Origin of the sequence: Streptomyces gamaensis (genome assembly GCF_042656465.1) — a bacterium.
Classification (GTDB): Bacteria; Actinomycetota; Actinomycetes; order Streptomycetales; family Streptomycetaceae; genus Streptomyces; species Streptomyces gamaensis.
The window spans coordinates 75583-100720 of the sequence record NZ_JBHSPB010000007.1 but is presented as its reverse complement, the minus strand read 5'-3'; the positions used below and the strand labels follow the sequence as shown (position 1 = coordinate 100720).

Annotated in this window: 19 protein-coding genes; 14 read left to right on the top strand and 5 right to left on the bottom strand. The window is 72.6% G+C overall.

All coding sequences use genetic code 11. From position 1 onward, the window contains the following. Positions 1-255: 255 nt before the first annotated feature. The gene (smc, locus tag ACFP1Z_RS13385; RefSeq protein ID WP_390316396.1) at positions 256-3819 is read left to right on the top strand and encodes a chromosome segregation protein SMC; all 3564 of its coding nucleotides are present in this window, start codon (positions 256-258) and stop codon (positions 3817-3819) included. Between the two features lie 224 nt (positions 3820-4043). Next, on the top strand, positions 4044-5462 hold the full coding sequence (locus ACFP1Z_RS13380; protein WP_390316395.1) for a sugar porter family MFS transporter: 1419 nt from the start codon (positions 4044-4046) through the stop codon (positions 5460-5462). 177 nt (positions 5463-5639) lie between these two features. On the opposite strand, the gene ACFP1Z_RS13375 is transcribed toward ACFP1Z_RS13380, so the two are convergent. The 3 genes from ACFP1Z_RS13375 to ACFP1Z_RS13365 all read right to left on the bottom strand — a co-directional run bounded on the left by ACFP1Z_RS13375 (position 5640) and on the right by ACFP1Z_RS13365 (position 8781). Next, entirely contained in the window at positions 5640-6149 is a 510-nt protein-coding gene (locus ACFP1Z_RS13375) for a hypothetical protein (RefSeq protein WP_390316394.1), read from the bottom strand. A gap of 439 nt (positions 6150-6588) precedes the next feature. Further along, positions 6589-6876 (bottom strand): hypothetical protein, encoded by a 288-nt coding sequence (locus ACFP1Z_RS13370; protein ID WP_390316393.1) that lies wholly within the window; start codon positions 6874-6876, stop codon positions 6589-6591. A gap of 420 nt (positions 6877-7296) precedes the next feature. Then, positions 7297-8781, bottom strand: a complete 1485-nt coding sequence (locus ACFP1Z_RS13365; protein ID WP_390316392.1) for a purine-cytosine permease family protein — start codon at positions 8779-8781, stop codon at positions 7297-7299. Between the two features lie 251 nt (positions 8782-9032). Between ACFP1Z_RS13365 and ftsY the strand changes: the two genes are divergently transcribed. Then, positions 9033-10268, top strand: a complete 1236-nt coding sequence (gene ftsY / locus ACFP1Z_RS13360) for a signal recognition particle-docking protein FtsY (protein WP_390316391.1) — start codon at positions 9033-9035, stop codon at positions 10266-10268. Positions 10269-10411: 143 nt separating this feature from the next. Here the strand turns inward: ftsY and ACFP1Z_RS13355 are convergent, their stop codons facing one another. Next, positions 10412-11083: a bifunctional DNA primase/polymerase gene (locus ACFP1Z_RS13355; RefSeq protein WP_390316389.1), complete on the bottom strand. Its 672-nt coding sequence runs from the start codon at positions 11081-11083 to the stop codon at positions 10412-10414. A gap of 482 nt (positions 11084-11565) precedes the next feature. On the opposite strand from ACFP1Z_RS13355, the gene nsdA reads away from it, so the two are divergent. From nsdA to ffh, 5 genes are all read left to right on the top strand, one after another. Beyond that, entirely contained in the window at positions 11566-13113 is a 1548-nt protein-coding gene (gene nsdA, locus ACFP1Z_RS13350; protein ID WP_390316388.1) for a transcriptional repressor NsdA, read from the top strand. Positions 13114-13464: 351 nt separating this feature from the next. Continuing rightward, on the top strand, positions 13465-14772 hold the full coding sequence (locus tag ACFP1Z_RS13345; RefSeq protein ID WP_390316387.1) for an ammonium transporter: 1308 nt from the start codon (positions 13465-13467) through the stop codon (positions 14770-14772). Then, a complete protein-coding gene (locus ACFP1Z_RS13340; RefSeq protein WP_390316386.1) occupies positions 14769-15107 on the top strand; it encodes a P-II family nitrogen regulator in 339 nt (112 codons plus the stop codon). The genes ACFP1Z_RS13345 and ACFP1Z_RS13340 overlap by 4 nt, the downstream gene beginning before the upstream one ends. A 38-nt stretch (positions 15108-15145) precedes the next feature. Next, positions 15146-17581 carry a [protein-PII] uridylyltransferase gene (locus tag ACFP1Z_RS13335; RefSeq protein WP_390316385.1) on the top strand — a complete coding sequence of 812 codons (2436 nt, stop codon included), beginning with the start codon at positions 15146-15148 and terminating at the stop codon, positions 17579-17581. A gap of 225 nt (positions 17582-17806) precedes the next feature. After that, on the top strand, positions 17807-19351 hold the full coding sequence (gene ffh, locus ACFP1Z_RS13330; protein WP_390316384.1) for a signal recognition particle protein: 1545 nt from the start codon (positions 17807-17809) through the stop codon (positions 19349-19351). Positions 19352-19426: 75 nt separating this feature from the next. Here the strand turns inward: ffh and ACFP1Z_RS13325 are convergent, their stop codons facing one another. Continuing rightward, positions 19427-20266: a class I SAM-dependent methyltransferase gene (locus tag ACFP1Z_RS13325; RefSeq protein ID WP_390316383.1), complete on the bottom strand. Its 840-nt coding sequence runs from the start codon at positions 20264-20266 to the stop codon at positions 19427-19429. A 266-nt stretch (positions 20267-20532) separates the two neighbouring features. Between ACFP1Z_RS13325 and proS the strand changes: the two genes are divergently transcribed. The 6 genes from proS to trmD all read left to right on the top strand — a co-directional run bounded on the left by proS (position 20533) and on the right by trmD (position 25090). Beyond that, positions 20533-21948, top strand: coding sequence for a proline--tRNA ligase (gene proS, locus ACFP1Z_RS13320; RefSeq protein ID WP_390316382.1), 1416 nt, complete (start codon positions 20533-20535; stop codon positions 21946-21948). 201 nt (positions 21949-22149) lie between these two features. Then, positions 22150-22740, top strand: a complete 591-nt coding sequence (locus tag ACFP1Z_RS13315; RefSeq protein ID WP_390316381.1) for a hypothetical protein — start codon at positions 22150-22152, stop codon at positions 22738-22740. A gap of 155 nt (positions 22741-22895) precedes the next feature. Beyond that, complete coding sequence (rpsP, locus tag ACFP1Z_RS13310; protein ID WP_390316379.1) at positions 22896-23330, top strand: 30S ribosomal protein S16; 435 nt, start codon at positions 22896-22898, stop codon at positions 23328-23330. Positions 23331-23332: 2 nt separating this feature from the next. Continuing rightward, complete coding sequence (locus ACFP1Z_RS13305; protein WP_005311361.1) at positions 23333-23572, top strand: RNA-binding protein; 240 nt, start codon at positions 23333-23335, stop codon at positions 23570-23572. 97 nt (positions 23573-23669) lie between these two features. Beyond that, positions 23670-24245, top strand: a complete 576-nt coding sequence (gene rimM / locus ACFP1Z_RS13300) for a ribosome maturation factor RimM (RefSeq protein ID WP_390316378.1) — start codon at positions 23670-23672, stop codon at positions 24243-24245. Beyond that, positions 24245-25090 carry a tRNA (guanosine(37)-N1)-methyltransferase TrmD gene (gene trmD, locus ACFP1Z_RS13295; RefSeq protein WP_390316377.1) on the top strand — a complete coding sequence of 282 codons (846 nt, stop codon included), beginning with the start codon at positions 24245-24247 and terminating at the stop codon, positions 25088-25090. Before rimM ends, trmD begins: the two co-directional genes overlap by 1 nt. Positions 25091-25138: the final 48 nt, after the last annotated feature.

Here is a 25138-nt window from a genome sequence, read left to right as displayed (position 1 = left end):
AGATTCTGCAAGGGGCGCTTCGGCGTCCCTTCGTCGTGTCCGCCCCGTACGCAAGCCCTGTGCCCCGCCGTTTCCGGCCGTTTTCCCTCGCGCGCTTCACGTCTGATGTGCCCTGCCTCCCGCCGGGCGAAACCCCGCGTTGACCAAGGACACGGCCAAGGACACCGGTCGTCGGCGCGCCCCTGACGCGGACGGCGCGCCAGCCGCCGCCACGGGGCGCCGGTGGGAGCCGGGCGGCCGGTAGAGTCCTACCGCGTGCACCTCAAGAGCCTGACCCTGCGCGGGTTCAAGTCCTTCGCCTCCGCCACGACCCTGCGCTTCGAACCCGGCATCACCTGCGTCGTCGGCCCCAACGGCTCCGGCAAGTCCAATGTCGTCGACGCCCTGTCCTGGGTCATGGGCGAGCAGGGCGCCAAGTCCCTGCGCGGCGGCAAGATGGAGGACGTCATCTTCGCCGGGACCACTGGCCGTCCGCCGCTCGGCCGCGCCGAGGTGTCCCTGACCATCGACAACTCCGACGGTGCCCTGCCCATCGAGTACACCGAGGTCACCATCACGCGGACCATGTTCCGCAACGGCGGCAGCGAGTACCAGATCAACGGCGACACCTGCCGCCTGCTGGACATCCAGGAGCTCCTGTCCGACTCCGGCATCGGCCGCGAGATGCACGTCATCGTCGGCCAGGGCCAGCTCGACTCCGTCCTGCACGCCGACCCGGCCGGACGCCGCGCCTTCATCGAGGAGGCCGCCGGCGTCCTCAAGCACCGCAAGCGCAAGGAGAAGGCGCTGCGCAAGCTGGACGCGATGCAGGCCAACCTCTCCCGCGTCCAGGACCTCACCGAGGAACTGCGCCGCCAGCTCAAGCCACTGGGCCGGCAGGCCGCGGTCGCCCGCCGGGCCGCCGTCATCCAGGCCGACCTGCGCGACGCCCGGCTGCGGCTGCTCGCCGACGACCTGGTGACCCTGCGCGAGGCGCTGCGCACCGAGGTCGCCGACGAGGCGGCCCTGCGCAGCCGCAAGGAGGCCACCGAGGCGGAACTGCGGGAAACCGCACACCGCGAGGCCCGCCTTGAGGAACAGCTGCGCACCCTCACCCCCCGCCTCGCCCGCGCCCAGCAGACCTGGCACGAGCTGTCCCGGCTCGCCGAACGGGTGCGCGGCACGATCGGGCTCGCCGACGCCCGGGTCACCAGCGCCGGCGCGGCCCCCGAGGAGGAGCGGCGCGGCCGCGACCCCGAGGACCTGGAGCGCGAGGCGGTGCGGATCCGCGAGCAGGAGGCCGAGCTGGAGGCCGCCCTGGAAGCCGCGAGCCGGGCCCTGGAGGACACCGCCGCGCACCGGGCCGAGCTGGAACGCCGCCTCGCCGAGGAGGACCGCCGGCTCCGCGACGCCGCCCGCGCCCTCGCCGACCACCGCGAAGGACTCGCCCGGCTCCAGGGCAGGGTCACCGCCGCCCACGGGCGCGCCGCCGCCGCCCGCGCCGAGATCGGCCGGCTCGCCGCGGCCCGCGCCGAGTCCGCCGAACGCGCCGCCCGGGCCCAGGAGGAGTACGAGCGCCGGCAGGCCGAGGTCGACGGCCTCGCGGCCGGCGACACCGAGCTCGCCGGAGCGCACACGGCGGCCGGCGACGAACTGGCCGCCGCCGACGCCGCGTTCGCCGCGGCCCGCGAGGAACTCACCGCCGCCGAACGCCGCCGCGCCGCGACCGCCGCCCGCCGGGACGCGCTCGCCCTGGGCCTGCGCCGCAAGGACGGCACCGGGGCCCTGCTCAGCGCGCAGGATCGTTTGGCCGGTCTGCTGGGCCCGGCCGCCGAACTCCTCACCGTCACCCCCGGCTTCGAGCTTCCCCTCGCCGCCGCCCTCGGCGCCGCCGCCGACGCTCTCGCCGTCACCGACACCGCCACCGCGGCCGATGCGCTGCGGCGGCTGCGCAAGCAGGACGCGGGCCGGGTGGCCCTGCTCGTCAGCGGCGGCCTCCTCGCGCCGCGCCCCGAACCCGCGCCGGACGGACTGCGCCGCGCGGCCGAACTCGTCGGCGGCCCCGAGGAGTTGCTGCCCGCCGTGCACGCCCTGCTGCGCGACATCGTGGTCGTCGCCACCCTGGAGGACGCGGAGGAACTCGTCGCCGCGCACCCGCGGTTCACGGCCGTCACCGCCGAAGGCGACCTGCTCGGCGCCCACTTCGCGCGCGGCGGCTCCGGCGGGGCGCCCAGCCTGCTGGAGACCCAGGCCGCCGTCGACGAGGCCGACGCCGAACTCGCCCGCCTCGCCGCCCACTGCGAGCACCTGGCCGCCGAGCAACGGGCCGCCGGGGAACGGCGCACCGAGTGCGCCGCGCGCGTGGCGGAGCTCGCGGCCCGGCGCAGCGCGGCCGACCGCGAGAAGTCCCAGGTCGCCCAGGCGCTGGGCCGCCTCGCCGGGCAGGCGCGCGCCGCCGCCGAGGAGGCCGGACGCGCCGCCGCCGCCGTCACCCGCGCCGAGGAGGCCCTCGCCCGGGCCGCCGAGGAGGCCGAGGAACTGGCCGCACGGCTGGCCGCCGCCGAGGAGGCCGCCCCCGGCACCGGCACGGACGAACCCGACACCTCCGTCCGCGACCGGCTGGCCGCCGACGCCGCCAACGCGCGGCAGACCGAGATGGAGGCCCGCCTCCAGGTCCGTACGCACGAGGAGCGCGTCAAGGCCCTCGCGGGCCGGGCGGACGGACTCGACCGGGCGGCCCGCGCCGAACGCGAGGCGCGCTCCCGGGCCGCCCAGCGCCGCGCCCGGCTCCAGTACGAGGCCCGGGTGGCCGGCGCGGTCGCGGCCGGCGCCCGGCAACTGCTCGCCCACGTCGAGGTCTCCCTCGTCCGCGCCGAGGAGGAGCGCACCCGGGCCGAGGCGGCGAAGGCCGAGCGGGAACGCGAGCTCACCGTCGAACGCGACCGCGGCCGCGGGCTGAAGGCCGAGCTCGACAAGCTCACCGACTCCGTGCACCGCGGCGAGGTCCTCGGCGCCGAGAAGCGGCTGCGCATCGAGCAACTGGAGACCAGGGCCCTGGAGGAACTGGGCGTCGAACCCGCCGGGCTGATCGCCGAGTACGGCCCGGACCAGCCCGTACCGCCCTCACCCCCCGCCGAGGGCGAGCGGCTGCCCGAGGACCCGGACCACCCCGGGATGCGGCCCCGGCCCTACGACCGCGCCGAACAGGAGAAGCGCCTGAAGGCCGCCGAGCGCGCCCACCAGCAGCTGGGCAAGGTCAACCCGCTCGCGCTGGAGGAGTACGCGGCCCTGGAGGAGCGGCACAACTTCCTCTCCGAACAGCTCGCGGACCTCAAGAAGACCCGCAGCGACCTGCTGCAGGTCGTCAAGGACGTCGACCGGCGGGTCGAGGAGGTCTTCACCGAGGCCTACCGCGACACCGCCCGCGAGTTCGAGGGCGTCTTCTCCCGGCTCTTCCCCGGCGGCGAGGGCCGTCTCGTCCTCACCGACCCCGAGGACATGCTGGCCACCGGCGTCGACGTCGAGGCCCGTCCGCCCGGCAAGAAGGTCAAACGGCTCTCGCTGCTCTCCGGCGGCGAACGCTCACTGACCGCGGTCGCGCTCCTCGTCGCGATCTTCAAGGCGCGCCCCAGCCCCTTCTACGTGATGGACGAGGTCGAGGCCGCCCTCGACGACACCAATCTCCAGCGCCTTATCGGGATCATGAAGGAGCTGCAGGAGAGTTCGCAGCTGATCGTGATCACGCATCAGAAGCGCACGATGGAGGTCGCGGACGCGCTCTACGGCGTCTCCATGCAGGGCGACGGGGTGTCCAAGGTCATCAGCCAGCGACTGCGCTGAGCCATCCCTTTGCTTCCCTTCCCAGTTCCCTTCATGTGTTGAAGTCAACATCCGCGAAGCTTGGGAGAAACTTCTTGCTTACGACCTATTGACTTAGAAAAATGAAGGCTTAGGGTCTGCAACGTTGCTATTACCTTCAAGTGGTGGCCCCCCTCGTTCCGTGCCCCACTGGAAGGGCCACCCCCCTCACGTCCGGCAGTGTCGCCGGGCCTTTGGAGTACACGTTGACCAGCACTGCGATGGCGCAGGGGTCGCAGGGCCGCAAGGCCCAGCCCGACCACCTCGGCCATGTCATCTTCATCACCGCGGCCGCGGCCATGGGTGGCTTCCTCTTCGGCTACGACAGCTCCGTGATCAACGGCGCCGTCGAGGGCATCCGAGGGAAGTACGGCATCGGCTCGGCCACCCTGGCCCAGGTCATCGCCATCGCCCTGATCGGCTGCGCCGTCGGCGCCGCCACCGCGGGCCGGCTCGCGGACCGCATCGGCCGGATCCGCGTCATGCAGATCTCCGCCGTCCTCTTCACGATCAGCGCGATCGGCTCGGCCCTGCCCTTCGCCCTGTGGGACCTGGCCATGTGGCGCGTCCTGGGCGGCATCGCCATCGGCATGGCCTCCGTCATCGGCCCCGCCTACATCGCCGAGGTCTCCCCGCCCGCCTACCGCGGCCGCCTCGGCTCCTTCCAGCAGGCCGCCATCGTCGTCGGCATCGCGGTCTCCCAGCTGGTCAACTGGGGCATCCTCAACGCCGCCAACGGCGAGCAGCGCGGTCACCTCCTCGGCATCGAGGCCTGGCAGGTCATGCTCGGCGTCATGGTCGTCCCGGCCGTCCTCTACGGCCTGCTCTCCTTCGCGATCCCCGAGTCCCCCCGCTTCCTGATCTCCGTCAACAAGATCGACAAGGCCAAGGCCGTACTGGCCGACGTCGAGGGCAGCGGCATCGACCTCGACGCCCGCGTCGCCGAGATCGAGCACGCGATGCACAGCGAGCAGAAGTCCACCTTCAAGGACCTGCTCGGCGGCCGCTTCGGCCTGCTGCCCATCGTCTGGATCGGCATCGGCCTCTCCGTCTTCCAGCAGTTCGTCGGCATCAACGTCGCGTTCTACTACTCCTCGACGCTGTGGCAGTCCGTGGGCATCAACCCCGAGAGCTCGTTCTTCTACAGCTTCACCACGTCGATCATCAACATCGTCGGCACCGTGATCGCGATGGTCCTCGTCGACCGCATCGGCCGCAGGCCGCTCGCCCTCGTCGGCTCCGCCGGCATGGCCGTCTCCCTCGCCCTCGAAGCCTGGGCCTTCGCCTCCAAGACCGCGGACGGCACCCTGCCGACCGCCCAGGGCACCGTCGCCCTCATCGCGGCCCACGCCTTCGTGCTCTTCTTCGCCCTGTCGTGGGGTGTCGTGGTCTGGGTCTTCCTCGGCGAGATGTTCCCCAACCGCATCCGCGCCGCGGCCCTCGGCGTCGCCGCCTCCGCGCAGTGGGTCGCCAACTGGGCCATCACGGCCAGCTTCCCGAGCCTGTCCGACTGGAACCTGTCCGGGGCGTACATCATCTACGCGGTCTTCGCCGTGCTCTCGATCCCCTTCGTGCTGAAGTTCGTGAAGGAGACCAAGGGCAAGGCGTTGGAGGAGATGGGCTAACCCCCCCCGCCGCCCTTCTCCTCGAAGGCCGCTGCCTTGGCTCCACGCGGAGCCGGGGCAGCGGCCTTTTGCGTGGGGTGCGGGGTGCGGGGTGCGGGGTGCGAGCGCGGATGCGGATGCGGATGCGGGGCAGCACGCACGCCGCCCAAGCGTTCTTGAGCCTCTGGCGACGGCCGTCTAACCAGCGGCTTCCTTGGCGAGTTGCTCGAACGCATCGGCGTACTCCTCAGCGCTCGGCGTGATGTACCCCTCCTCTGCGGGGCACTGGCGAGAAGCCGGGACGACTTTGCCGGATGCGATGACGTGGCCTGTGGCGGCCGCGCGGAGCTCCAGCAGGTACTTCCCGGTCCGGAGCGGGACGCTGCGGCCCGCGTAGGTGCAGGTCCGCCCGGTGGCCCAGTTGTCGTCCTTGTCGATGCCCGTGCAGCCGACCAGTTGCACCCGACGGGCGTCCTGCTCCTTCCACGTCAGATGCGCGCTGTCGGGCAGGGAACCCAGTTCGATCCGGGCCCGGCCGGGGCTGCCGCCGCTCTGCTGGTGGTAGAGCCAGACGGGAGCCGGGCCGGCTCCCGTCCGGGGCGCGCTCCCGCGGAAGTAGCTGGGCGGGAGTTCGCACAGTCCTATCAGGCTGCTGCTCCTGGTCAGTACCTCGTTGACCTCTCGCGGAGTCGTCTTGCTGCGCACCACTGCGCCGATGATGACGAACGGGATCCCAAGGATCAGGGCGAAAACCACGACAGCCCCCAGGGGTGTGGACCAGATCCCCCAGTCCCCTATACGCCTCAGCAAAGCCCCTCAATCCCCCTCAAGCAGCGCGAACTCCAAGATCGTATCCGCCCCGGACGAACCCCGCGCGCGTTCAGCTGCCGCCCCCGAGCCGCCGCCCACGGGCGCACCGGGCGGCCCCGGCGCCGACCCGGGCGGAGGCCGAGAGCGGGCGATGGGGGCGCGGGTCCGGTAACCGCGTCGGGCGGGGCCGCGTGAGGAGGCCGCACCATAGGCCATAGGCCGTGGTTTGGGGGAGCGGGCAGCTGCCGCGCTGTGGCCGGGCCCGTCGTGGGCGCTCCGCTCGGCGTGGCACCACCGTGGCCAGGCGTCCGCCCGCTCCACCATGGGGAGTTGCGGCTCACCCGGCCCGCTTCGGCTCCCCTGCGCCCTCCAGTAGCCCTGCCAGGGTCCGTACGGTCTCCACCGGCCACACCAGCCGCACCACCCCGGCCCCGTCCGCCCGCGCCGCCGCCGACATCGAGGCTCCGACCGCGTCCACTCCCGCCGCCGTCAGTGCCTGCTCCAGCTCCGCCGCCGCGTCCTTCGCCGCACGCCAGCCCGTCACGTAGTCCACTCCGCGCACCCACGCCACCAGGTCCGGGTCGGGCTCTCCCGCGTCGGACCACAGGCTGTCTGACTCGCGCATGGCCCGGACTTGCCGATGTCTGACTGGCTGCTCACGCCCCGGCAGTCGGCGGGCGCCGCCGGCAGGGACAGTCCCCAGCCGCCGTGCTCGTCGTCAGCACGGGCCGCGGGGCGCCGGTGGTCCGCGTCGTCCACCGCGGTCCGGCCGTCACGCCGGAAGACCGTTTCGATCTCTTCCTGCTTCCCCTTCATGCCCAGCAGCATTGCGGGCGCCAGTTCAGGAATCGATCCCACCGTGAGTACCCACGGTGGGTAAACTCACCGGTAACCACCGCTATAGGAGGCCCAGGGGCGGAGCCCCCGGTGGGGGAGGACGTGTTTCCGGGTGCCGGGAGCGTGGGTGGGCACGGCACGGCAAAGGCCCCCTCCAACCGCTCTGAGCGGTGAAGGGGGCCTCGGACCCGGAGCGGCGAGCGCGCCCTTACACGGAGACCTTCTCGGCCCCGGCGTCCGCCTCCGCCGCGGACTCCTCGGAGCCGTTCTCGCGCGGCGTCGGCAGTACGGCCATCAGCAGCGCCGAGATGGCGATCGTGGCCGCCCAGCCCAGCCCGTACTTGCCGATGAACGTCGACGACAGCGGGCCGCTGAACCAGTCGCAGGCGGTGAAGGACAGGCCCGCGAGGAGCGCCACGGCCCAGGAGGTCATGGCCTGCCAGCAGAAACCGCCCGCGTACCAGTAGCGGCTGGTGCGCCCGGTGTCCATGAGCCCCTCCGCGTCGTAGCGCACGGCACGCGCGCGGCGGCGCAGCATGTCGACGGAGTAGACGCCGATCCAGGCGGAGAAGGAGACCGCGAGCAGGATCAGGAAGGTGATGAAGGAGCTGAGGAAGCTCTTCGCGACGAGCATCAGGAGCAGACCGCCGACGAGGGAGATGACGGCGTTGATGCTGACGGCGAGGGCTCGCGGCAGCTTGACGCCCATGGTCTGCGCGGTGAAACCGGCGGAGTACATGGACAGGCTGTTGATCAGCAGCATGCCGACGATCGCGGTGACCAGGTACGGCACGGCGATCCAGGTCGGCAGGATGTCGCCGAGGAAGGACACCGGGTCCGGGGCGTCGGCCAGGCCGGGGGTGGCGACGGCCATCACGGCGCCCATGAGGACCATCGGCACCATGACGATGCCCGCGCCGGAGACGGTCGCACCGACGATCTTCTTGCCGGAGGCGGCGTGCGGCAGGTAGCGCGCGAAGTCGGGGCCGGTGGGCACCCAGCTGATGCCGCCGGCGGCGATGGTGCCGATGCCCGCGATCATCATGGCGGTGGAGCCGGCGGGCTTGGAGAAGACGTTGTCCCAGTCCATGTTGGCGATCAGGTAGACCAGCACGAGGACGCTGAAGACGCCGAAGAGGTACGTCGACCACTTGTTGCAGACGTTGAGCGCCTTGCGGCCCATGCCGCTGACCAGGAAGGTGCAGGCCACGAAGGCGAACAGGGTGACGACGATCAGGATCGTGTTGCTCTTGATGCCGAAGAGCAGGTCCAGGACGGTCAGTACGGCGTAGGCGCCGGTGACCGCGTTGATCGTCTCCCAGCCGAAGCGGGCGACCCACAGGATCGCGCCGGGGAAGAGGTTGCCGCGCACACCGAAGGTGGCCCGGGAGAGCATCGCGCCGGGAGCACCGCCCCACTTGCCGGAGACCGACAGCAGCCCCACGAGGCCGAAGGACGCGACCGCGGCGCACGCCGCGACGATCAGGACCTGCCAGAAGTTCAGCTTGTTGAAGACCACCAGGGCGGCACCCATGGTGAGCAGCAGGACGCTGATGTTGGCGGCGACCCAGGTGGGGAAGAGCTCGCGGACCCTGCCGTGTCGCTCGTGGTCGGGTACGGGCTCGATGCCGCGGGTTTCTATGGCGCCGTCGAGGTCGCCGTTGACCTCGGTGACGGTGGACGCGTTGTCCATGTGGGGGGCTCCGGTGAAGCGGGGCTTTACGTGCCGTTGACAGGAGGGGAACGCTGGGACTCTACGCGCGTCGCAACGTCGCATGCCATCGTACTTTGCTCCAACTTTGGCCGGAAAGTGGCTTTAGTCCTTAGAGATACCTCCAAAAACAGGCCGTACTGAGTCGTACCGAGTCGGTCTCGACGGCAAAAAATCCGGCGCACCGCCGACGGCGCGGTCCTGCCGCCGCGGTGTCCGATACTGGGTCCGTTATGGAAATCGTCATCCTTGCCGTAGTCATCGCTGTCGTCGCGCTCGGCGCGATCAGCGGGCTCGTGGTGAGCAGCCGCAAGAAGAAGCAGCTGCCCCCGGCCCCGCCGAGCAGCCCGTCCGTCACCGCGCCGCCCGCCGAGCCGCACGTCGGCGAGGAGGCGGAGGCGGCGCCCGAGGCCCCCCGCCGGACCATCGAGGAAGTGGAGCTGCCGGCCGCCGAGGCGCCGGCGGCCCCGGCCGAGCCCGCCCCGGTCGTCGAGCCGGAGGCCCCGGCCGCGCCCGCGATCGAGGTCCCGGAGCCGACCGCCGGCCGGCTCGTGCGGCTGCGCACCCGGCTCTCCCGTTCGCAGAACTCCCTGGGCAAGGGTCTGCTGACCCTGCTCTCCCGCGAGCACCTCGACGAGGAGACGTGGGAGGAGATCGAGGACACCCTGCTCACCGCCGACGTCGGCGTCGGCCCCACCCAGGAGCTCGTCGAGCGGCTGCGGGAGCGCGTGAAGGTGCTCGGCACCCGCACCCCCGAGGAGCTGCGCGGCCTGCTCCGCGAGGAGCTCGTCGCCCTCATCGGCGCCGACGCCGACCGCGCCGTCCACACCGAGCCCGGTGTCGGCGTGAACGGCGCGGAGAAGCCCGGTGTCGTCCTGGTCGTCGGCGTCAACGGCGTCGGCAAGACCACCACCACCGGCAAGCTCGCCCGGGTGCTCGTCGCGGACGGCAGGTCCGTGGTCCTGGGTGCCGCCGACACCTTCCGTGCCGCCGCCGCCGATCAGCTCCAGACCTGGGGCGAGCGCGTCGGCGCCCGTACGGTCCGCGGGCCCGAGGGCGGTGACCCGGCCTCCGTCGCCTTCGACGCGGTCAAGGAGGGCATCGCGGAGAACGCCGATGTCGTCCTCATCGACACCGCCGGCCGGCTGCACACCAAGACCGGGCTCATGGACGAGCTCGGCAAGGTCAAGCGCGTGGTGGAGAAGCACGGCGCGGTCGACGAGGTGCTGCTCGTCCTGGACGCGACGACCGGGCAGAACGGCCTGACGCAGGCGCGGGTCTTCGCCGAGGTCGTGGACATCACGGGCATCGTGCTCACCAAGCTGGACGGCACCGCCAAGGGCGGCATCGTCGTGGCCGTCCAGCGCGAACTGGGCGTGCCGGTGAAGCTGGTGGGCCTGGGCGAGGGTGCGGACGACCTGGCGCCGTTCGAGCCGGAGGCGTTCGTCGACGCCCTGATCGGGGACTGACCCCCCGCCGCCCGGCGCGGGCGGCACAGCGAGGGCGGAGAAAGGGCCCCGTTCGCAGGTGCAGCTGCGAACGGGGCCCTTTCGTACGGGGGTTCACCCGGGCCGTCCCGGCCCGGGGCGCTTCCTCCGGGGCGCGGCGGTGCTCAGGCCGTCGCCGAGCGGTGGCAGACGTAGGCCAGGGTGCCCAGCAGCAGCCGGGCCTGCGGCGGGCGGCCCGCCGTGTCGAGGGTGGGCGGGCGCAGCCAGCGCATCGGGCCCAGGCCCGCGTGGTCGGAGGGCGGCGCGGTGACGTGGTCGCCGGGGCCCAGGCAGCGCAGGTCCAGCCGCGCGTCGTCCCAGCCCATCCGGTAGAGCAGCTGCGGGAGTTCGGCCGCGGCACCGGGGGCGACGAAGAACAGCGCGCGCCCGTGCGGGCTGAGGGCGACCGGGCCGAGCGGCAGCCCCATCCGCTCAAGGCGGGCCAGGGCGTGCCGCCCCGCGGCCTCCGCGACCTCCAGGACGTCGAAGCTGCGGCCCACCGGCAACAGCACGGCGGCGCCCGGCACTTCGGCCCACGCGGCACTCGCGGCGTCCAGCGTGGCGCCCGCCGGGACCGCGGAGGCGAAGGAGAGCGGGTGGGCGCCGGGGGCCGGGCAGTCGGCGGCCCCGCACGAGCAGACCACGCGCCCGCCGCCGCGCGAGGCACGGGCCCCCGGCACCACGTCCCACCGCCACAGGCCGGTGTACTCCGCCACCGCCGTCACGCACTCGGGCGCGCGTCCACGGCGCCGAGTGCTCGGACGCAGGTCCCGGATGCCGCCGATTGTGAAGCCCATGCCCCCTCCAACGGGTCGTGCTCGCCGATGGTTACGAGTCGGAGTGTCTCGAACACGGACGGTCGCCGAATCCCTTTGTGGGGCGGCGTGACGGTGTGCGGCAGGTGGTGCGGCCCGGGGTGTGCGCCATGACGTGCACCGATCCACCCTCTCCCTGGCCCCTCTCTGATCGTCCCGCGTCAAGCCGGCGTCAAGTCAATCGCCTCACGGCCCCGTTGGGTTCATTCCTTGGGGTGGCGAATGGTGGCGATTGCTGGACTGCCCTCGCTTCATCGGTGATCGTAGGATTACTTTCGGTGCGCGGACTCTCCCCGTCTCCCGCCGCAGAGGCCCTCGTCGCGAAGGTTTCCGATCAGGATCCGACCACGGGGGACGTGCCGCCGGGAGTGCCGCGGACAGTGCGGGCGGCCGCAAGAGGCGGCGGACCGTGGGTCGTTCACGCGGCCGCGGACGGGGCCGCGCGCAGAAGCAGAGCTCTTTGGATGGGGGCGTTCCGGTTGAGCGGCAACGACAGCGGCACCGGCGGTACCGTCGGCGCCGACAGGGCTGGGACGGCCGACGCGGCCGAGCGGGACGGCAAGCGCCCCAATGAGCAGCTCAACTCCTGGTTCCTGCGCAGCGGCTGGTCGAAGGGCGAGCTCGCGCGCCAGGTCAACCGCAGAGCGCGGCAGCTGGGCGCCCACCACATCAGCACCGACACCTCCCGGGTGCGCCGCTGGCTGGACGGCGAGCAGCCGCGCGAGCCCATCCCCAAGATCCTCTCGGAGCTGTTCTCCGAGCGGTTCGGCTGTGTCGTGGGCATCGAGGACATCGGGCTGCGGCCCGCGCACCAGTCGCCGTCCGTCTCCGGGGTGGACCTGCCCTGGGCGGGCCCCCGCACGGTCGAGCTGATCAGCGAGTTCTCGCGCAGCGATCTGATGCTGGCCCGGCGCGGCTTCCTCGGCGCCTCGCTCGCGCTGTCCGCGGGCCCCGCGCTCATCGAGCCGATGCAGCGCTGGCTGGCCCCGGGCTCCTCGGGCCGGGAGGCCGCCGTCGCGGCGGCCGACCGGCACGGCGGTCCGCGCCGCGCCAAGCTCTCCCCGCCCGAGCTCGACCTGCTGGAGTCCACCACGACGATGTTCCGGCAGTGGGACGCCCAGTGCGGCGGGGGCCTGCGCCGCAAGGCCGTCGTCGGCCAGCTGCACGAGGTGACGGATCTGCTCCAGGAGCCGCAGTCCGAGGCCACGGGCAAGCGCCTGTTCAAGGTCGCGGCCGAACTGGCCCAGCTGGCGGGCTGGATGAGCTATGACATCGGCCTGCACCCCACCGCCCAGAAGTACTTCGTGCTCGCCCTGCACGCCGCCAAGGAGGCCGGTGACCGCCCCCTCGGCTCGTACATCCTCTCCAGCATGAGCCGCCAGATGATCCATCTCGGCCGCCCCGAGGACGCGTTGGAGCTGATCCACCTCGGGCAGTACGGCTCCCGCGAGACGGCCACCCCCCGCACCCAGGCGATGCTGTACGCGGTCGAGGCCCGCGCGTACGCCACCCTGGGCCAGCCGGCCAAGTGCAAGCGCGCCGTGCACATGGCGGAGGACTGCTTCGCGGACTGCGCCGCGCGCGACGGCGACCCCGACTGGATCCGCTTCTTCTCCGAGGCCGAGCTCAACGCGGAGAACGCCCACTCCTACCGCGACCTGGCGTATGTGGCCGGCCGCAGCCCCGCCTACACCTCGCTGGCCCGGCCCAAGATGGAGCGCGCGGTCGAGCTGTTCTCCCAGGACACCGAGCACTACCGCTCGTACGCGCTCAACCTCATCGGCCTGGCCACCGTGAATCTGATGGAGCGCGAGCCCGAGGAGTCCGCCGTCTACGCGGCCAAGGCCCTGCGGATCGCCAAGCGGGTGCGCTCCGAGCGGGTCAACAACCGGCTGCGCAAGACGGTGGGCACGGCCGCGCGCGACTTCGGGGATGTCGCCGAGGTCGTCGCGCTCACCGACCAACTCTCCGTCCATCTGCCGGAGTCCGCCGAGGCCGCGCACGCGGTCTGACCCGCCTCCTTCGGCCCGGCCCGGCCCCGCTCGCGGGGCCTTTCGGACCCGGCCGCGGCGCACCGCCCGTACAGCCCGACTCGGCTCCCCCACGCCAGGTCCGCCGAGCGGTCGCCGCGGCCGGCTCATCGCACCCCGCTCCCGCGCCCTCCCGCGCGCCGGCGGCGGACGATCAAGGCCGGTTCATCCGTGCGTAACACCAAGGACGTCTTCGTCACTGGAGCGAAACAACCCGCTGCATCGGCTGAAACCCGTCTGCGTCAGCCTCGTGGCCACACCGGCCCACCGAAGTCCCCGCCCGCTCGGGTGTACGGGCGGCCGCCGCTTCGAGGAGACCGACGGAGACCGACCATGAATGGCGCCAACACAGCGTTCGTTTTGATCAGTGCCGCCCTGGTGATGCTGATGACACCCGGGCTGGCCTTCTTCTACGGCGGCATGGTGCGCGTCAAGAGCGCCCTCAACATGCTGATGATGTCCTTCATCTCGCTGGGCATCGTCAGCGTCCTGTGGGTCCTCTACGGCTACGCGCTCGCCTTCGGGGACGACCTGGGCGCCGGACTGCTGGGCGACTTCGCCCACCTCGGCCTGCGCGGCATCGGCCCGTCCTCGCTGACGGACGCGGGCAAGGAGTCCGTGCCCGTCCTCGCCTTCGCCCTCTTCCAGCTGATGTTCGCGGTACTGACCCCGGCGCTGATGAGCGGGGCGCTCGCGGACCGGGTGAAGTTCAGCGCCTGGGCGCTGTTCATCACGCTGTGGGTGAGCGTCGTGTACTTCCCCGTCGCGCACTGGGTCTGGCAGACCGACGGCTGGCTCGCCCGGCTCAAGGTCATCGACTTCGCGGGCGGGACGGCCGTCCACATCAACGCGGGCATCGGCGCGCTCGCCGCCGTCCTCGTCGTCGGCAGGCGCACCGGCTTCGCCAAGGAGCCGATGCGGCCGCACAACCTGCCGCTGGTCCTGCTCGGCGCGGGCCTGCTGTGGTTCGGCTGGTTCGGCTTCAACGCCGGCTCGGCGCTCGCCGCGAACGGCACCGCCGCCAACATGGCCTTCAACACCCAGGTGGCCACCGGCGCCGCCATGCTCGGCTGGCTCGCCTACGAGCGCGTGCGGCACGGCGCGTTCACCACCCTCGGCGCGGCCTCCGGCGCCGTCGCCGGACTCGTCGCCATCACCCCCTCCGGCGCCGCCGTGAACGCCTTCGGCGCCCTCCTCATCGGCCTCGTCGCCGGCGCCGTCTGCTCCTGGGCGGTCGGCCTGAAGTTCCGGCTCGGCTTCGACGACTCCCTCGACGTGGTCGGCGTCCACCTCGTCGGCGGCGTCATCGGCACCCTGCTCGTCGGCCTGCTCGCCACGGACGGCGTCGGAGGACTCACCCAGCTCGGCCGGCAGGCCACCGGGGCCTTCTCCGTCATGGCCTACTCCTTCACCCTCTCCTGGCTGCTGGCCAAACTCGTCGACAGGACCATCGGCTTCCGCTCCCGCCACGACGACGAGATCAGCGGCCTCGACCAGGCGTACCACGCCGAGACCGGCTACGACTTCAGCGCCGTCGGCGGCGCCGCGGCCCCCCGCGGCAGCACGCCCGAACCCGACCGGCAGCACGCGGCCGAGCAGCCGCAGCAGCCGTCGGCGCCGCACAAGAAGGTGGAGGCATGAAGCTCATCACCGCGATCGTCAAGCCCTTCCAGCGCGACGCCGTCAAGGACGCCCTGCAGAGATTCAACGTCCATGGCCTGACCGTCACCGAGGCCAGCGGCTACGGCCGGCAGCGCGGCCACACCGAGGTCTACCGGGGCGCCGAGTACCGCGTCGACCTCGTACCGAAGGTCCGTATCGAGGTCCTCGCCGAGGACGCCGACGTCGAGGACATCGTCGACGTCATCACCAAGGCCGCCCGCACCGGAAAGATCGGCGACGGCAAGGTATGGGTCGTCCCCGTCGAGACGGTCGTGCGGGTCCGCACCGGCGAACGCGGCGCCGACGCGCTCTGAGCCGACGGCACGGACAAGCGACCACGAGGGGACCGCAGTTGACGCAGCTGACGACGGACGGCAGCACCGCGGAGTCCGGCGGCTACGCGGCCGCCCGGCTGCACCTGCTGCACCGCGACACCCTCACCGGCCCGCCCCGCCGCGCCGCCCTCGCCCGCCTCACCGACCAGTGGCTCGGCGGGCTGCTCGGCCACAGCCGCGGCGTCGCGCTCGTGGCCGTCGGCGGCTACGGGCGCGGCGAACTCTCCCCGCGCAGCGACCTCGACGTCCTGCTGCTGCACGACGGCTCCGCCGGCCCCGGCGAACTCGGCGCCGTCGCCGACCGCGTCTGGTACCCGGTGTGGGACATGGGCCTCGCCCTCGACCACTCCGTGCGCACCCCGCTGGAGGCCCGCAAGGCCGCCGCCGGCGACCTGCGGGTCCACCTCGGCCTCCTCGACGCCCGCCACCTCGCCGGCGACGCCCGTCTGACCTCCGCCGTCCGCGCCACCGCCTACGCCGACTGGCGCGCCCAGGCCCCCGCCCGGCTGCCCGAACTGCGCGAACTCGGCGAGGAACGCGCCCGCGTCCAGGGCGAGTTGCGCTTCCTGCTGGAGCCCGACCTGAAGGAGGCGCGCGGCGGACTGCGCGACGCCACCGCCCTGCGCGCCGTCGCCGCCTCCTGGCTCGCCGACGCCCCCCGCTCCGGCCTGGCCCGCGCCCGCGCCCACCTCCTCGACGTCCGCGACGCCCTGCACCTGACCACGGGACGGGCCACCGACCGGCTCTCCCTCCAGGAACAGGACCAGGTCGCCGCCGCCCTCGGCCTGCCCGACGCCGACGCCCTGCTGCACGGCGTGTACGAAGCGGCCCGCACCGTCTCCTACGCCGCCGACATCACCTGGCGCGAGGTCGGCCGCATCCTGCGCGCCCGCTCCGGCCGGCCCCGGCTGCGCCGCATCCTGGGCGGGCGCGGCGGCCGCGGCGGTTTCGCCGAACCCGAGCGCCTGCCGCTCGCAGAGGGCGTCGTCGAGCAGGACGGCGAGGCGGTCCTCGCCCGTACCGCCCGGCCCGAGCACGACCCCGTCCTGCCGCTGCGTGCCGCGGCCGCCGCCGCGCAGGCCGGGCTGCCGCTCGCCCCGCACGCCGTGCGCCGCCTCGCCGACCGGGCCGGACCGCTGCCGCTGCCCTGGCCCGCCGAGGCCCGCGAGGCGCTGGTCACCCTGCTCGGCGCGGGCGAGGCCGCCGTCCCCGTGTGGGAGGCGCTCGAAGCCGACGGCCTGGTCTCCCGGCTGCTCCCCGAGTGGGAGACGGTGCGCTGCCGCCCGCAGCGCAACCCCGTGCACCGCTGGACCGTCGACCGCCACCTGGTCGAGACGGCCGTGCGCGCCGGGGAGTCCGCCCGCGACGTCGGCCGCCCCGACCTGCTGCTCCTCGCCGCCCTGCTGCACGACATGGGCAAGGGCCGGCCCGGCGACCACGCGGTGACCGGCGAGGCCCTCGCCCGGGACATCGCGACCAGGCTCGGCCTCGGCCCCGCCGACGTCGACACCCTCGCCGTGCTCGTCCGCCACCACCTGCTGCTCGTCGACACCGCCACCCGGCGCGATCTCGACGACCCCGCCACGGTCCGTACGGTCACCGACGCGGTCCCCGACACCGGGACGCTGGAGCTGCTGCACGCCCTGACGGTCGCCGACGCCCGGGCCACGGGTCCCGCCGCGTGGAGCCCCTGGCGCGCGTCCCTGGTCGCCGAACTGGTGCGGCGCGCGGCCGCCGCCCTCGGCAGCGGTACGCAGCCGCGGCGCCCCGAGCGCCCCGAACCCACCGACGGGCAGCGGCGCCTGGCCGCCGAGGCGTGCCGCACCGGCGGGCCCGCGCTCACGCTGCGGCCACGGCCGGAGGGCCCCGGCGCGGAGGGAGCGGCAGCGCTCGGCGCCGAGCTGCTGCTGGCCGTACCCCGGCAGCCCGGTGTCCTCCCGGCCGTCGCGGGCGTGCTCGCCCTGCACCGGCTCACGGTCCGCGCGGCCGACCTGCGCGCGCTCGACGTACCGGGGGAGGCCGGGGCGCTGCTGCTGGAGTGGCGGGTGGCCGCCGAGTACGGCTCCCTGCCGGAGGCCGCCCGGCTGCGCGCGGATCTCGTACGGGCGCTGGAGGGCACCCTCGACGTCGCGGCCCGCCTCGCCGAACGCGAAGCGGCCTACGGCGGCCGCCGCCGGGGGCGCCCCGCCCCGCCGCCCCGCGTGACGGTCGCGGCGGACGGCCCGGCGGACGCCACGGTGCTGGAGGTACGGGCGCAGGACGCCCCGGGCCTGCTGCACCGCATCGGGAGGGCGCTGGAGGACGCGGGGGTGTGGGTGCGCAGCGCGCACGTGAGCACGCTGGGGGCGAGCGTGGTGGACGCGTTCTATGTGACGGACGTGGCGGGCGGGCCGCTGGAGGGGGAGCGGGCGGTGGCGGTGGCCCGCGCGGTGGAGGGGGCGTTGGGGGCGTGACCTGCGGGGCGGCGGGGCGTTGTGCCGGGTGTGGGCCCCGCGCGTGCGGGGATGTTCCACCGGCGCAGCAGATCGTGAAGATCGTCAATGCGCTCGTCCCCGCGCATGCGGGGTTTCGGGCTCCTCTCCGGTGATATCGCCGGGCAGGGGCCCCCTTGTCCGCCCGGCCGGATACCCTGGGGAGCGATATCTGGTTGCCCCCGACTCCGAGGACCGACGAGCGACGTGTTCGATACCCTTTCCGATCGCCTTGCGGATGTTTTCAAGAACCTCCGGAGCCGGGGCCGACTCTCCGAGGCGGACATCGACGCCACGGCGCGCGAGATCCGTATCGCCCTGCTCGAAGCCGACGTCGCTCTGCCCGTCGTCCGCGCGTTCATCAAGCAGGTCAAGGAGCGGGCGCTCGGGGCCGAGGTCTCCAAGGCCCTTAATCCTGCGCAAACCATTATCAAGATCGTTAACGACGAGCTGATCACGATCCTCGGTGGTGAGACCCGCCGCCTCCGGTTCGCCAAGACCGCCCCGACCGTGATCATGCTCGCCGGTCTGCAGGGTGCCGGTAAGACCACGCTCGCCGGAAAGCTCGGTCTCTGGCTGAAGAAGCAGGGCCACTCCCCGCTGCTCGTCGCCTGTGACCTCCAGCGCCCCAACGCCGTCAACCAGCTGAGCGTCGTCGCCGAGCGCGCGGGCGTGGCCGTCTACGCGCCGCAGCCGGGCAACGGCGTCGGCGACCCGGTGCAGGTCGCCAAGGACTCGATCGAGTACGCCAGGACCAAGGTCCACGACATCGTGATCGTGGACACCGCCGGCCGTCTCGGTATCGACGCCGAGCTGATGCAGCAGGCCGCGGACATCCGCGACGCGGTGCAGCCGGACGAGGTCCTCTTCGTCGTCGACGCGATGATCGGTCAGGACGCGGTCAACACGGCCGAGGCGTTCCGCGACGGTGTCGGCTTCGACGGCGTGGTGCTCTCCAAGCTCGACGGTGACGCCCGGGGTGGTGCCGCGCTGTCGGTCGCGCACGTGACCGGCAAGCAGATCATGTTCGCCTCCAACGGCGAGAAGCTGGACGACTTCGACGCGTTCCACCCGGACCGCATGGCGTCCCGCATCCTCGGCATGGGCGATGTGCTCAGCCTCATCGAGAAGGCCGAGCAGACCTTCAGCCAGGACGAGGCCGAGAAGATGGCGGCCAAGCTGGCGAAGGGGCCGAAGGAGTTCACGCTCGACGACTTCCTGTCCCAGATGGAACAGGTCCGCAAGATGGGCAGCATCAGCAAGCTGCTCGGCATGCTCCCGGGCATGGCCCAGATGAAGGAGCAGATCAACAACCTCGACGAGCGGGACGTCGACCGCACCGCCGCGATCATCAAGTCGATGACCCCGGCCGAGCGCCAGGACCCGACGATCATCAACGGTTCGCGCCGGGCCCGGATCGCCAAGGGTTCGGGTGTGGACGTCAGCGCGGTGAAGAACCTCGTGGAGCGGTTCTTCGACGCGCGCAAGATGATGTCGCGCATGGCGCAGGGCGGTGGCATGCCGGGGCTGCCGGGTATGCCGGGCATGGGTGGCGGTGCCGCCCGTAAGAAGAAGCAGCAGAAGCAGGCCAAGGGCAAGCGGCAGAGCGGCAACCCGATGAAGCGCAAGGCCGAGGAGCAGGCGGCGGCCGCGCGCCGTGAGCAGGCGCAGTCCGGTGGCGCGTTCGGGCTGCCGTCGGGTCAGGACGAGCAGTTCGAACTCCCGGAGGAGTTCAAGAAGTTCATGAAGTGACGCACTGGTCGTGGCGTGCGCGACCGGGCAAGTGAGGGCTCCCCGCGACGGGTTCGCGGGGAGCCCTCGTGCGTGTCAGGTGCGTGCTATGAGGTAGCGGAAGACGTTGGGCATCCAGACGGTGCCGTCGCCGCGCAGATAGGGGTGGAGGGCCTCGGTGAGCTCCTTGGTGACCTGTTCCTCGTCGGTGGCGCGGGCGGCGGCGTCGAAGGCGCCGGTGGACAGCAGGCCGCGGAGGGCGCTGTCCATGTCGGCGTAGCCGTACGGGCAGGCGACGCGGCCGGATCCGTCGGGGCGCAGTCCGGCGTGGTGGGCGAGGTTTTCGAGGTCGTCGCGGCCGCTGGGGCGCCAGCGGGCGGGGTTGCCCACGGGGTCGGCGAGCCGGGCGGCGACGCGCAGTGCCCCGGAGGCGGCGCAGCGTTCGGGGGGTCCCCAGCCGGCGAGGACGACGGGGGTGCCGCGTTCGGCGTGGGCGGCGGCGCGGGTGAGGGCGCGGACGAGGCTGCGGACGGGACTGCGGGTGGTGCTGCCGGCGCAGTGCAGGGGGTCGAAGGCGGTGACGAGGGTGAAGGCGGGGGTGCCGGGGGCGTGGACGGTCTCGGGGCCGCCGCGGCCGAGGCGGGTGCCGCCGGGGAGTTCGCCGCGGGGCTGGAGGCGTTCGCGGGCGAGGTCCAGGCGGCGGGCGTCGGGGTCGATTCCGCAGACGCGGGCGCCGCGGGCGGCGGCCATGAGCAGGGCGAGGCCGGAGCCGCAGCCGAGGCTGAGCAGGCGGGTGGCGGGGCCGACTTCCAGGCGGTCGTACACCGCTTCGTAGAGGGGCACCAGCATGCGTTCCTGGATCTCCGCCCAGTCGCGGGCCCGGGCGGTGGGCTGCGTGGCGGACGGCGGGTGCCGTCGTACGAGGGTCGGTGTCATCGATTGCGCCCCAATCCGCGGAGAGACGTGCTGTCCGAGACCTGCTGTCCCCCAGGTGCTGCCGCTGTGCGCGCCGCAGCGAAGAGCCCCCCGATGCCAGGGAACTCCGCTTGGGTCCCGGCGTCCAGGGGCGCGCGCGGGCGAGTTGCCGTGGGGTCCACGATGGCATGTGCCAGGAGCTTTCGCACGGGCTGCGGGGTGGTGCGGGCGGGGGTGGGAGGGAGCGGATTCACGCTCGGGGGGATCGGCCCCGTACCATTCGCACCATGGCAAAGGCTCCCATTCTCACTCCCCAGGCGGAGGACTTCCCGCGCTGGTACCAGGACTTGATCAACAAGGCCGAGCTGGCCGACAACGGCCCGGTGCGCGGCACCATGGTCATCCGGCCGTACGGGTACGGGCTCTGGGAGCGGATGCAGCAGGAGATGGACGTGCGGATCAAGGCGGCGGGCGCCTCGAACGCGTACTTCCCGCTGTTCATCCCGCAGTCGTATCTGACGCGGGAGGCCGAGCACGTCGAGGGTTTCGCGCCCGAGCTGGCGGTGGTCACGCACGGCGGCGGCAAGGAGCTGGAGGAGCCCGTCGTCGTCCGGCCCACGTCCGAGACCATCATCAACGAGTACTTCTCGAAGTGGGTGCAGAGCTACCGCGATCTGCCGCTGCTGATCAACCAGTGGGCGAACGTGGTGCGTTGGGAGATGCGTCCGCGGGTGTTCCTGCGCACCAGTGAGTTCCTGTGGCAGGAGGGGCACACGGCGCACGCGACGTACGAGGACGCGCGTGACTACGCGGCGCGCATCCACCGGGACGTGTACTACGACTTCATGGTCAATGTGCTGGGCATCGATGTGGTGCTCGGTCGCAAGACGCCCCGGGAGCGGTTCGCCGGCGCGATCAACACCCTGACGCTGGAAGGCATGATGGGTGACGGCAAGGCGCTGCAGCTGGGTACGAGCCATGAGCTGGGGCAGAACTTCGCGAAGGCGTTCAACACCTCCTACCTGTCGAAGGACGGGCAGCAGGAGCTGGTGTGGCAGACCTCGTGGGGTGTCTCGACGCGTATGGTCGGCGGTCTGATCATGTCGCACGGTGACGACAGCGGTCTGCGGGTGCCGCCGCGGCTGGCGCCGGTGCAGGCGGTCGTGCTGGCGATCAAGGGTGACGAGGCGGTGCTCGCGAAGGTCCGCGAGATCGGTGACGCGCTCGCGGCGGCCGGGGTGCGGGTGCAGGTCGACGACCGTACGGACACGCCGTTCGGGCGGCGTGCGGTCGACTGGGAGCTCAAGGGTGTCCCGGTGCGCGTCGAGGTCGGTCCGCGTGACCTGGAGAACGGTACGGCGATGCTGGCGCGGCGCATTCCGGGCGGCAAGGAGCCGGTGCGTATCGAGGAGCTCGCGGCGCTGCTGCCGAAGGTGCTGGAGGAGGACCAGGCGCTGCTGCTGCGTCAGTCGCGTGAGCGCCGGGAGTCGCGCACGAGCGATGTCGCCACGATCGGTGAGGCGGCCGAGGCCGCGCTCGCGGGTGGCTGGGCGCGGATCCCGTGGGCGGTGCTGGGCACGGAGGGCGAGGCCGAGCTGGCCGAGCAGGCCGTGACGGTGCGCTGTCTGGTGGGTGAGGACGGCTCCGTGCCGGAGTCGGACGACGCGCCGGGCGCCGTGGCGATCGTCGCGCGCGCCTACTGAGCGCGCGCGGGGCGCACGCTCCCGGCGTGTGCTGACCCGCGAGTCAGTACGTCCCGGCTTGCGGACGGGTGCGCGGCTTCTCCATAGTTCGGCGCACCCGCCCTCGTCGGGACGCATGAGCGTGAAACTGACTGGTACGTGCAAATTATTTGGGATGGCCCGGTATCGGAACACCGGGCCGTCCTTGCTCGTTGTCACGACGTGAGCACGACACCACCTGTTCTCGCCGCGGAGCTGGCGCAGGCGTGGGCCGACATTCAGCGGTTCCACCCCGAGCTGCCGGATCTCGCCGCGCCCGAATCGCTGATCGGGGAGTCGTCGTCCGCCTGCGGCGCCGAGCTCTCCTTCGAACGGCTGCTGCACGAGGCCGTGCACGGCATCGCGGCCGCCCGCGGTGTGCGTGACACCTCGCGCGCGGGCCGCTATCACAACCGCCGGTTCCTGGCGATCGCCGAGGAGCTGGGCCTCGACCACGGTGCCGAGCCGCATCCCAGCAGCGGCTTCTCGCTGGTCGTGCTCACCGCGGAGGCGCGCAAGCGCTACCGCCCGACCATCGACAGACTCCAGCGGGCCCTGAAGGCGCACACGGCGGCGACCGCCGCCGACACGGCGCGCTCCTTCCGCGGTCCCGCCGCGCGGCACGGCTCGTCCGGCGGCGGGGTGCGGGTGAAGGCGGTGTGCGACTGCGGGCGCAATGTCCGGGTCGTGCCCTCGGTGCTGGCCCAGGCGCCGATCATGTGCGGGGGCTGCGGGCAGCCGTTCCGGATCCCCGAGGCGGTCCCGGTCGGCTGAGCCGGAGCCGTGTGGCACAATGGGTGGCTGTACTCGACAGTCGCACAGGACCCCTCTCTCCTCCGGCTGACGCGTCCATCGGGCACCCGAGTACCGCAACCCCACGTGGCATCTTGTTGTGCCCAACCACGTCAAGACCAGGAGACACCACTTCCGTGGCAGTCAAGATCAAGCTGAAGCGTCTGGGCAAGATCCGCGCGCCTCACTACCGCATCGTCGTCGCCGACTCCCGCACCCGCCGTGACGGCCGGGCCATCGAGGAGATCGGTCTGTACCACCCGACGCAGAACCCCTCGCGCATCGAGGTCGACAGCGAGCGCGCCCAGTACTGGCTGGGTGTCGGCGCGCAGCCGACCGAGCCGGTGCTGGCCATCCTGAAGGTCACCGGCGACTGGCAGAAGTTCAAGGGTCTGCCGGCCCCGGCCCCGATGCTCGTGGCCGAGCCGAAGGACAAGCGCGCCGCGTTCGAGGAGTTCACCAAGGCCCTTGAGGCGAGCGAGTCGAAGGGTGAGGCCATCACCCCGAAGGCCAAGAAGTCGGAGAAGAAGGACGAGGCCGCCGAGGCCGAGTCCGCGTCGACCGAGGCCTGAGGATGCTTGAGGAGGCCCTTGAGCACCTCGTGAAGGGCATCGTCGACAACCCCGACGATGTGCAGGTCGCCTCGCGCAACCTGCGTCGTGGGCGCGTGCTGGAGGTCCGGGTGCACCCCGACGACCTCGGCAAGGTGATCGGCCGCAACGGCCGCACCGCGCGCGCTCTGCGCACCGTCGTGGGCGCCATCGGCGGCCGTGGCATCCGCGTCGACCTCGTCGATGTGGATCAGGTCCGCTGAGCGGCGATTGAGCACCGGCTGGGGCCGGGGGTGGCTTGCCACCCCCGGCCTTTGTCGGTGTAGACAGTTTTTGAGGGACAGTTCGAGGGACAGCAGCATGCAGCTGGTAGTCGGCAGGATCGGCCGCGCCCACGGGATCAAGGGCGAGGTCACCGTTGAGGTGCGTACGGACGAACCGGAGCTGCGGCTCGGGCCCGGCGCCGTACTGGCCACGGACCCGGCGGCCGCGGGCCCGCTGACCGTCGCGGCCGGCAGGGTGCACAGCGGGCGGCTGCTGCTGCGCTTCGAGGGCGTCGCCAACCGCAACGCCGCCGAGGCACTGCGCAACACGCTGCTGATCGCCGAGGTCGACCCGGACGAGCAGCCCGAGGACCCCGAGGAGTTCTACGACCACCAGCTCGTGGACCTCGACGTCGTCACCGTCGACGGCACCCCACTCGGCCGGATCACCGAGATCGCGCACCTGCCCTCCCAGGACCTGCTGATCGTGGAGCGGCCCGACGGCGGCGAGCTGATGATCCCCTTCGTCGAGGAGATCGTCCCGGAGATCGACCTGAGCGCGCAGCGCGCGGTCGTCGACCCGCCGCCCGGACTGATCGACGCCGCCGAGGCCGTCGTCGCGGGCTCCCGCGAGACCGAAGGCGCCGAGCGCGCGGGGGAGGACGAGGCGTAGTGCGGCTCGACATCGTCACGATCTTCCCCGAGTACCTGGAGCCGCTGAACGTCTCGCTCGTCGGCAAGGCCCGCGCCCGCGGCGTGCTCGACGTGCGGGTCCACGATCTGCGGCACTGGACGCACGACCGGCACAACACCGTCGACGACACCCCCTGCGGCGGCGGCCCCGGCATGGTCATGAAGCCCGACCCGTGGGGCGAGGCCCTCGACGAGATCATCGCCTCCGGGAGCGGCGGCGAGCAGGTGGAGGGCACGCGGGTCCCGGACGGCGGGCCCACGATCGTCGTCCCCACCCCCAGCGGCAGGCCCTTCACCCAGGAGCTGGCCGTCGAACTCTCCGAGCGGCCCTGGCTCGTCTTCACCCCGGCCCGCTACGAGGGCATCGACCGCCGCGTCATCGAGGAGTACGGCGAGCGATACGACGTGCGCGAGGTCTCCATCGGCGACTACGTGCTCGCGGGCGGCGAGGCCCCGGTGCTCGTCATGGTCGAGGCGGTCGCCCGGCTGCTGCCCGGCGTCCTCGGCAACGCCGAGTCGCACCGCGACGACTCCTTCGCCCCTGGCGCCATGGCCGACCTGCTGGAGGGCCCGGTCTACACCAAGCCGCCGCAGTGGCGCGGACGCGGCATCCCCGAGGTACTGCTCAGCGGCCACCACGGGAAGATCGCCCGCTGGCGCCGCGACGAGGCGCTGCGGCGTACGACCGTCAACCGGCCCGATCTGATCGAGCGCGCCGACCCGGCCGCCTTCGACAAGAAGGACCGCGAGATGCTCTCGATCCTGGGCTGGGCCCCCGGCCCCGACGGCCGATTTGGGCGGGTGGCCCCGGACGTGGAAGAATGAGCCGTTGCCTTGCGCCCGGTGTGCGCCCCTGCCACAGGGGGACAGACG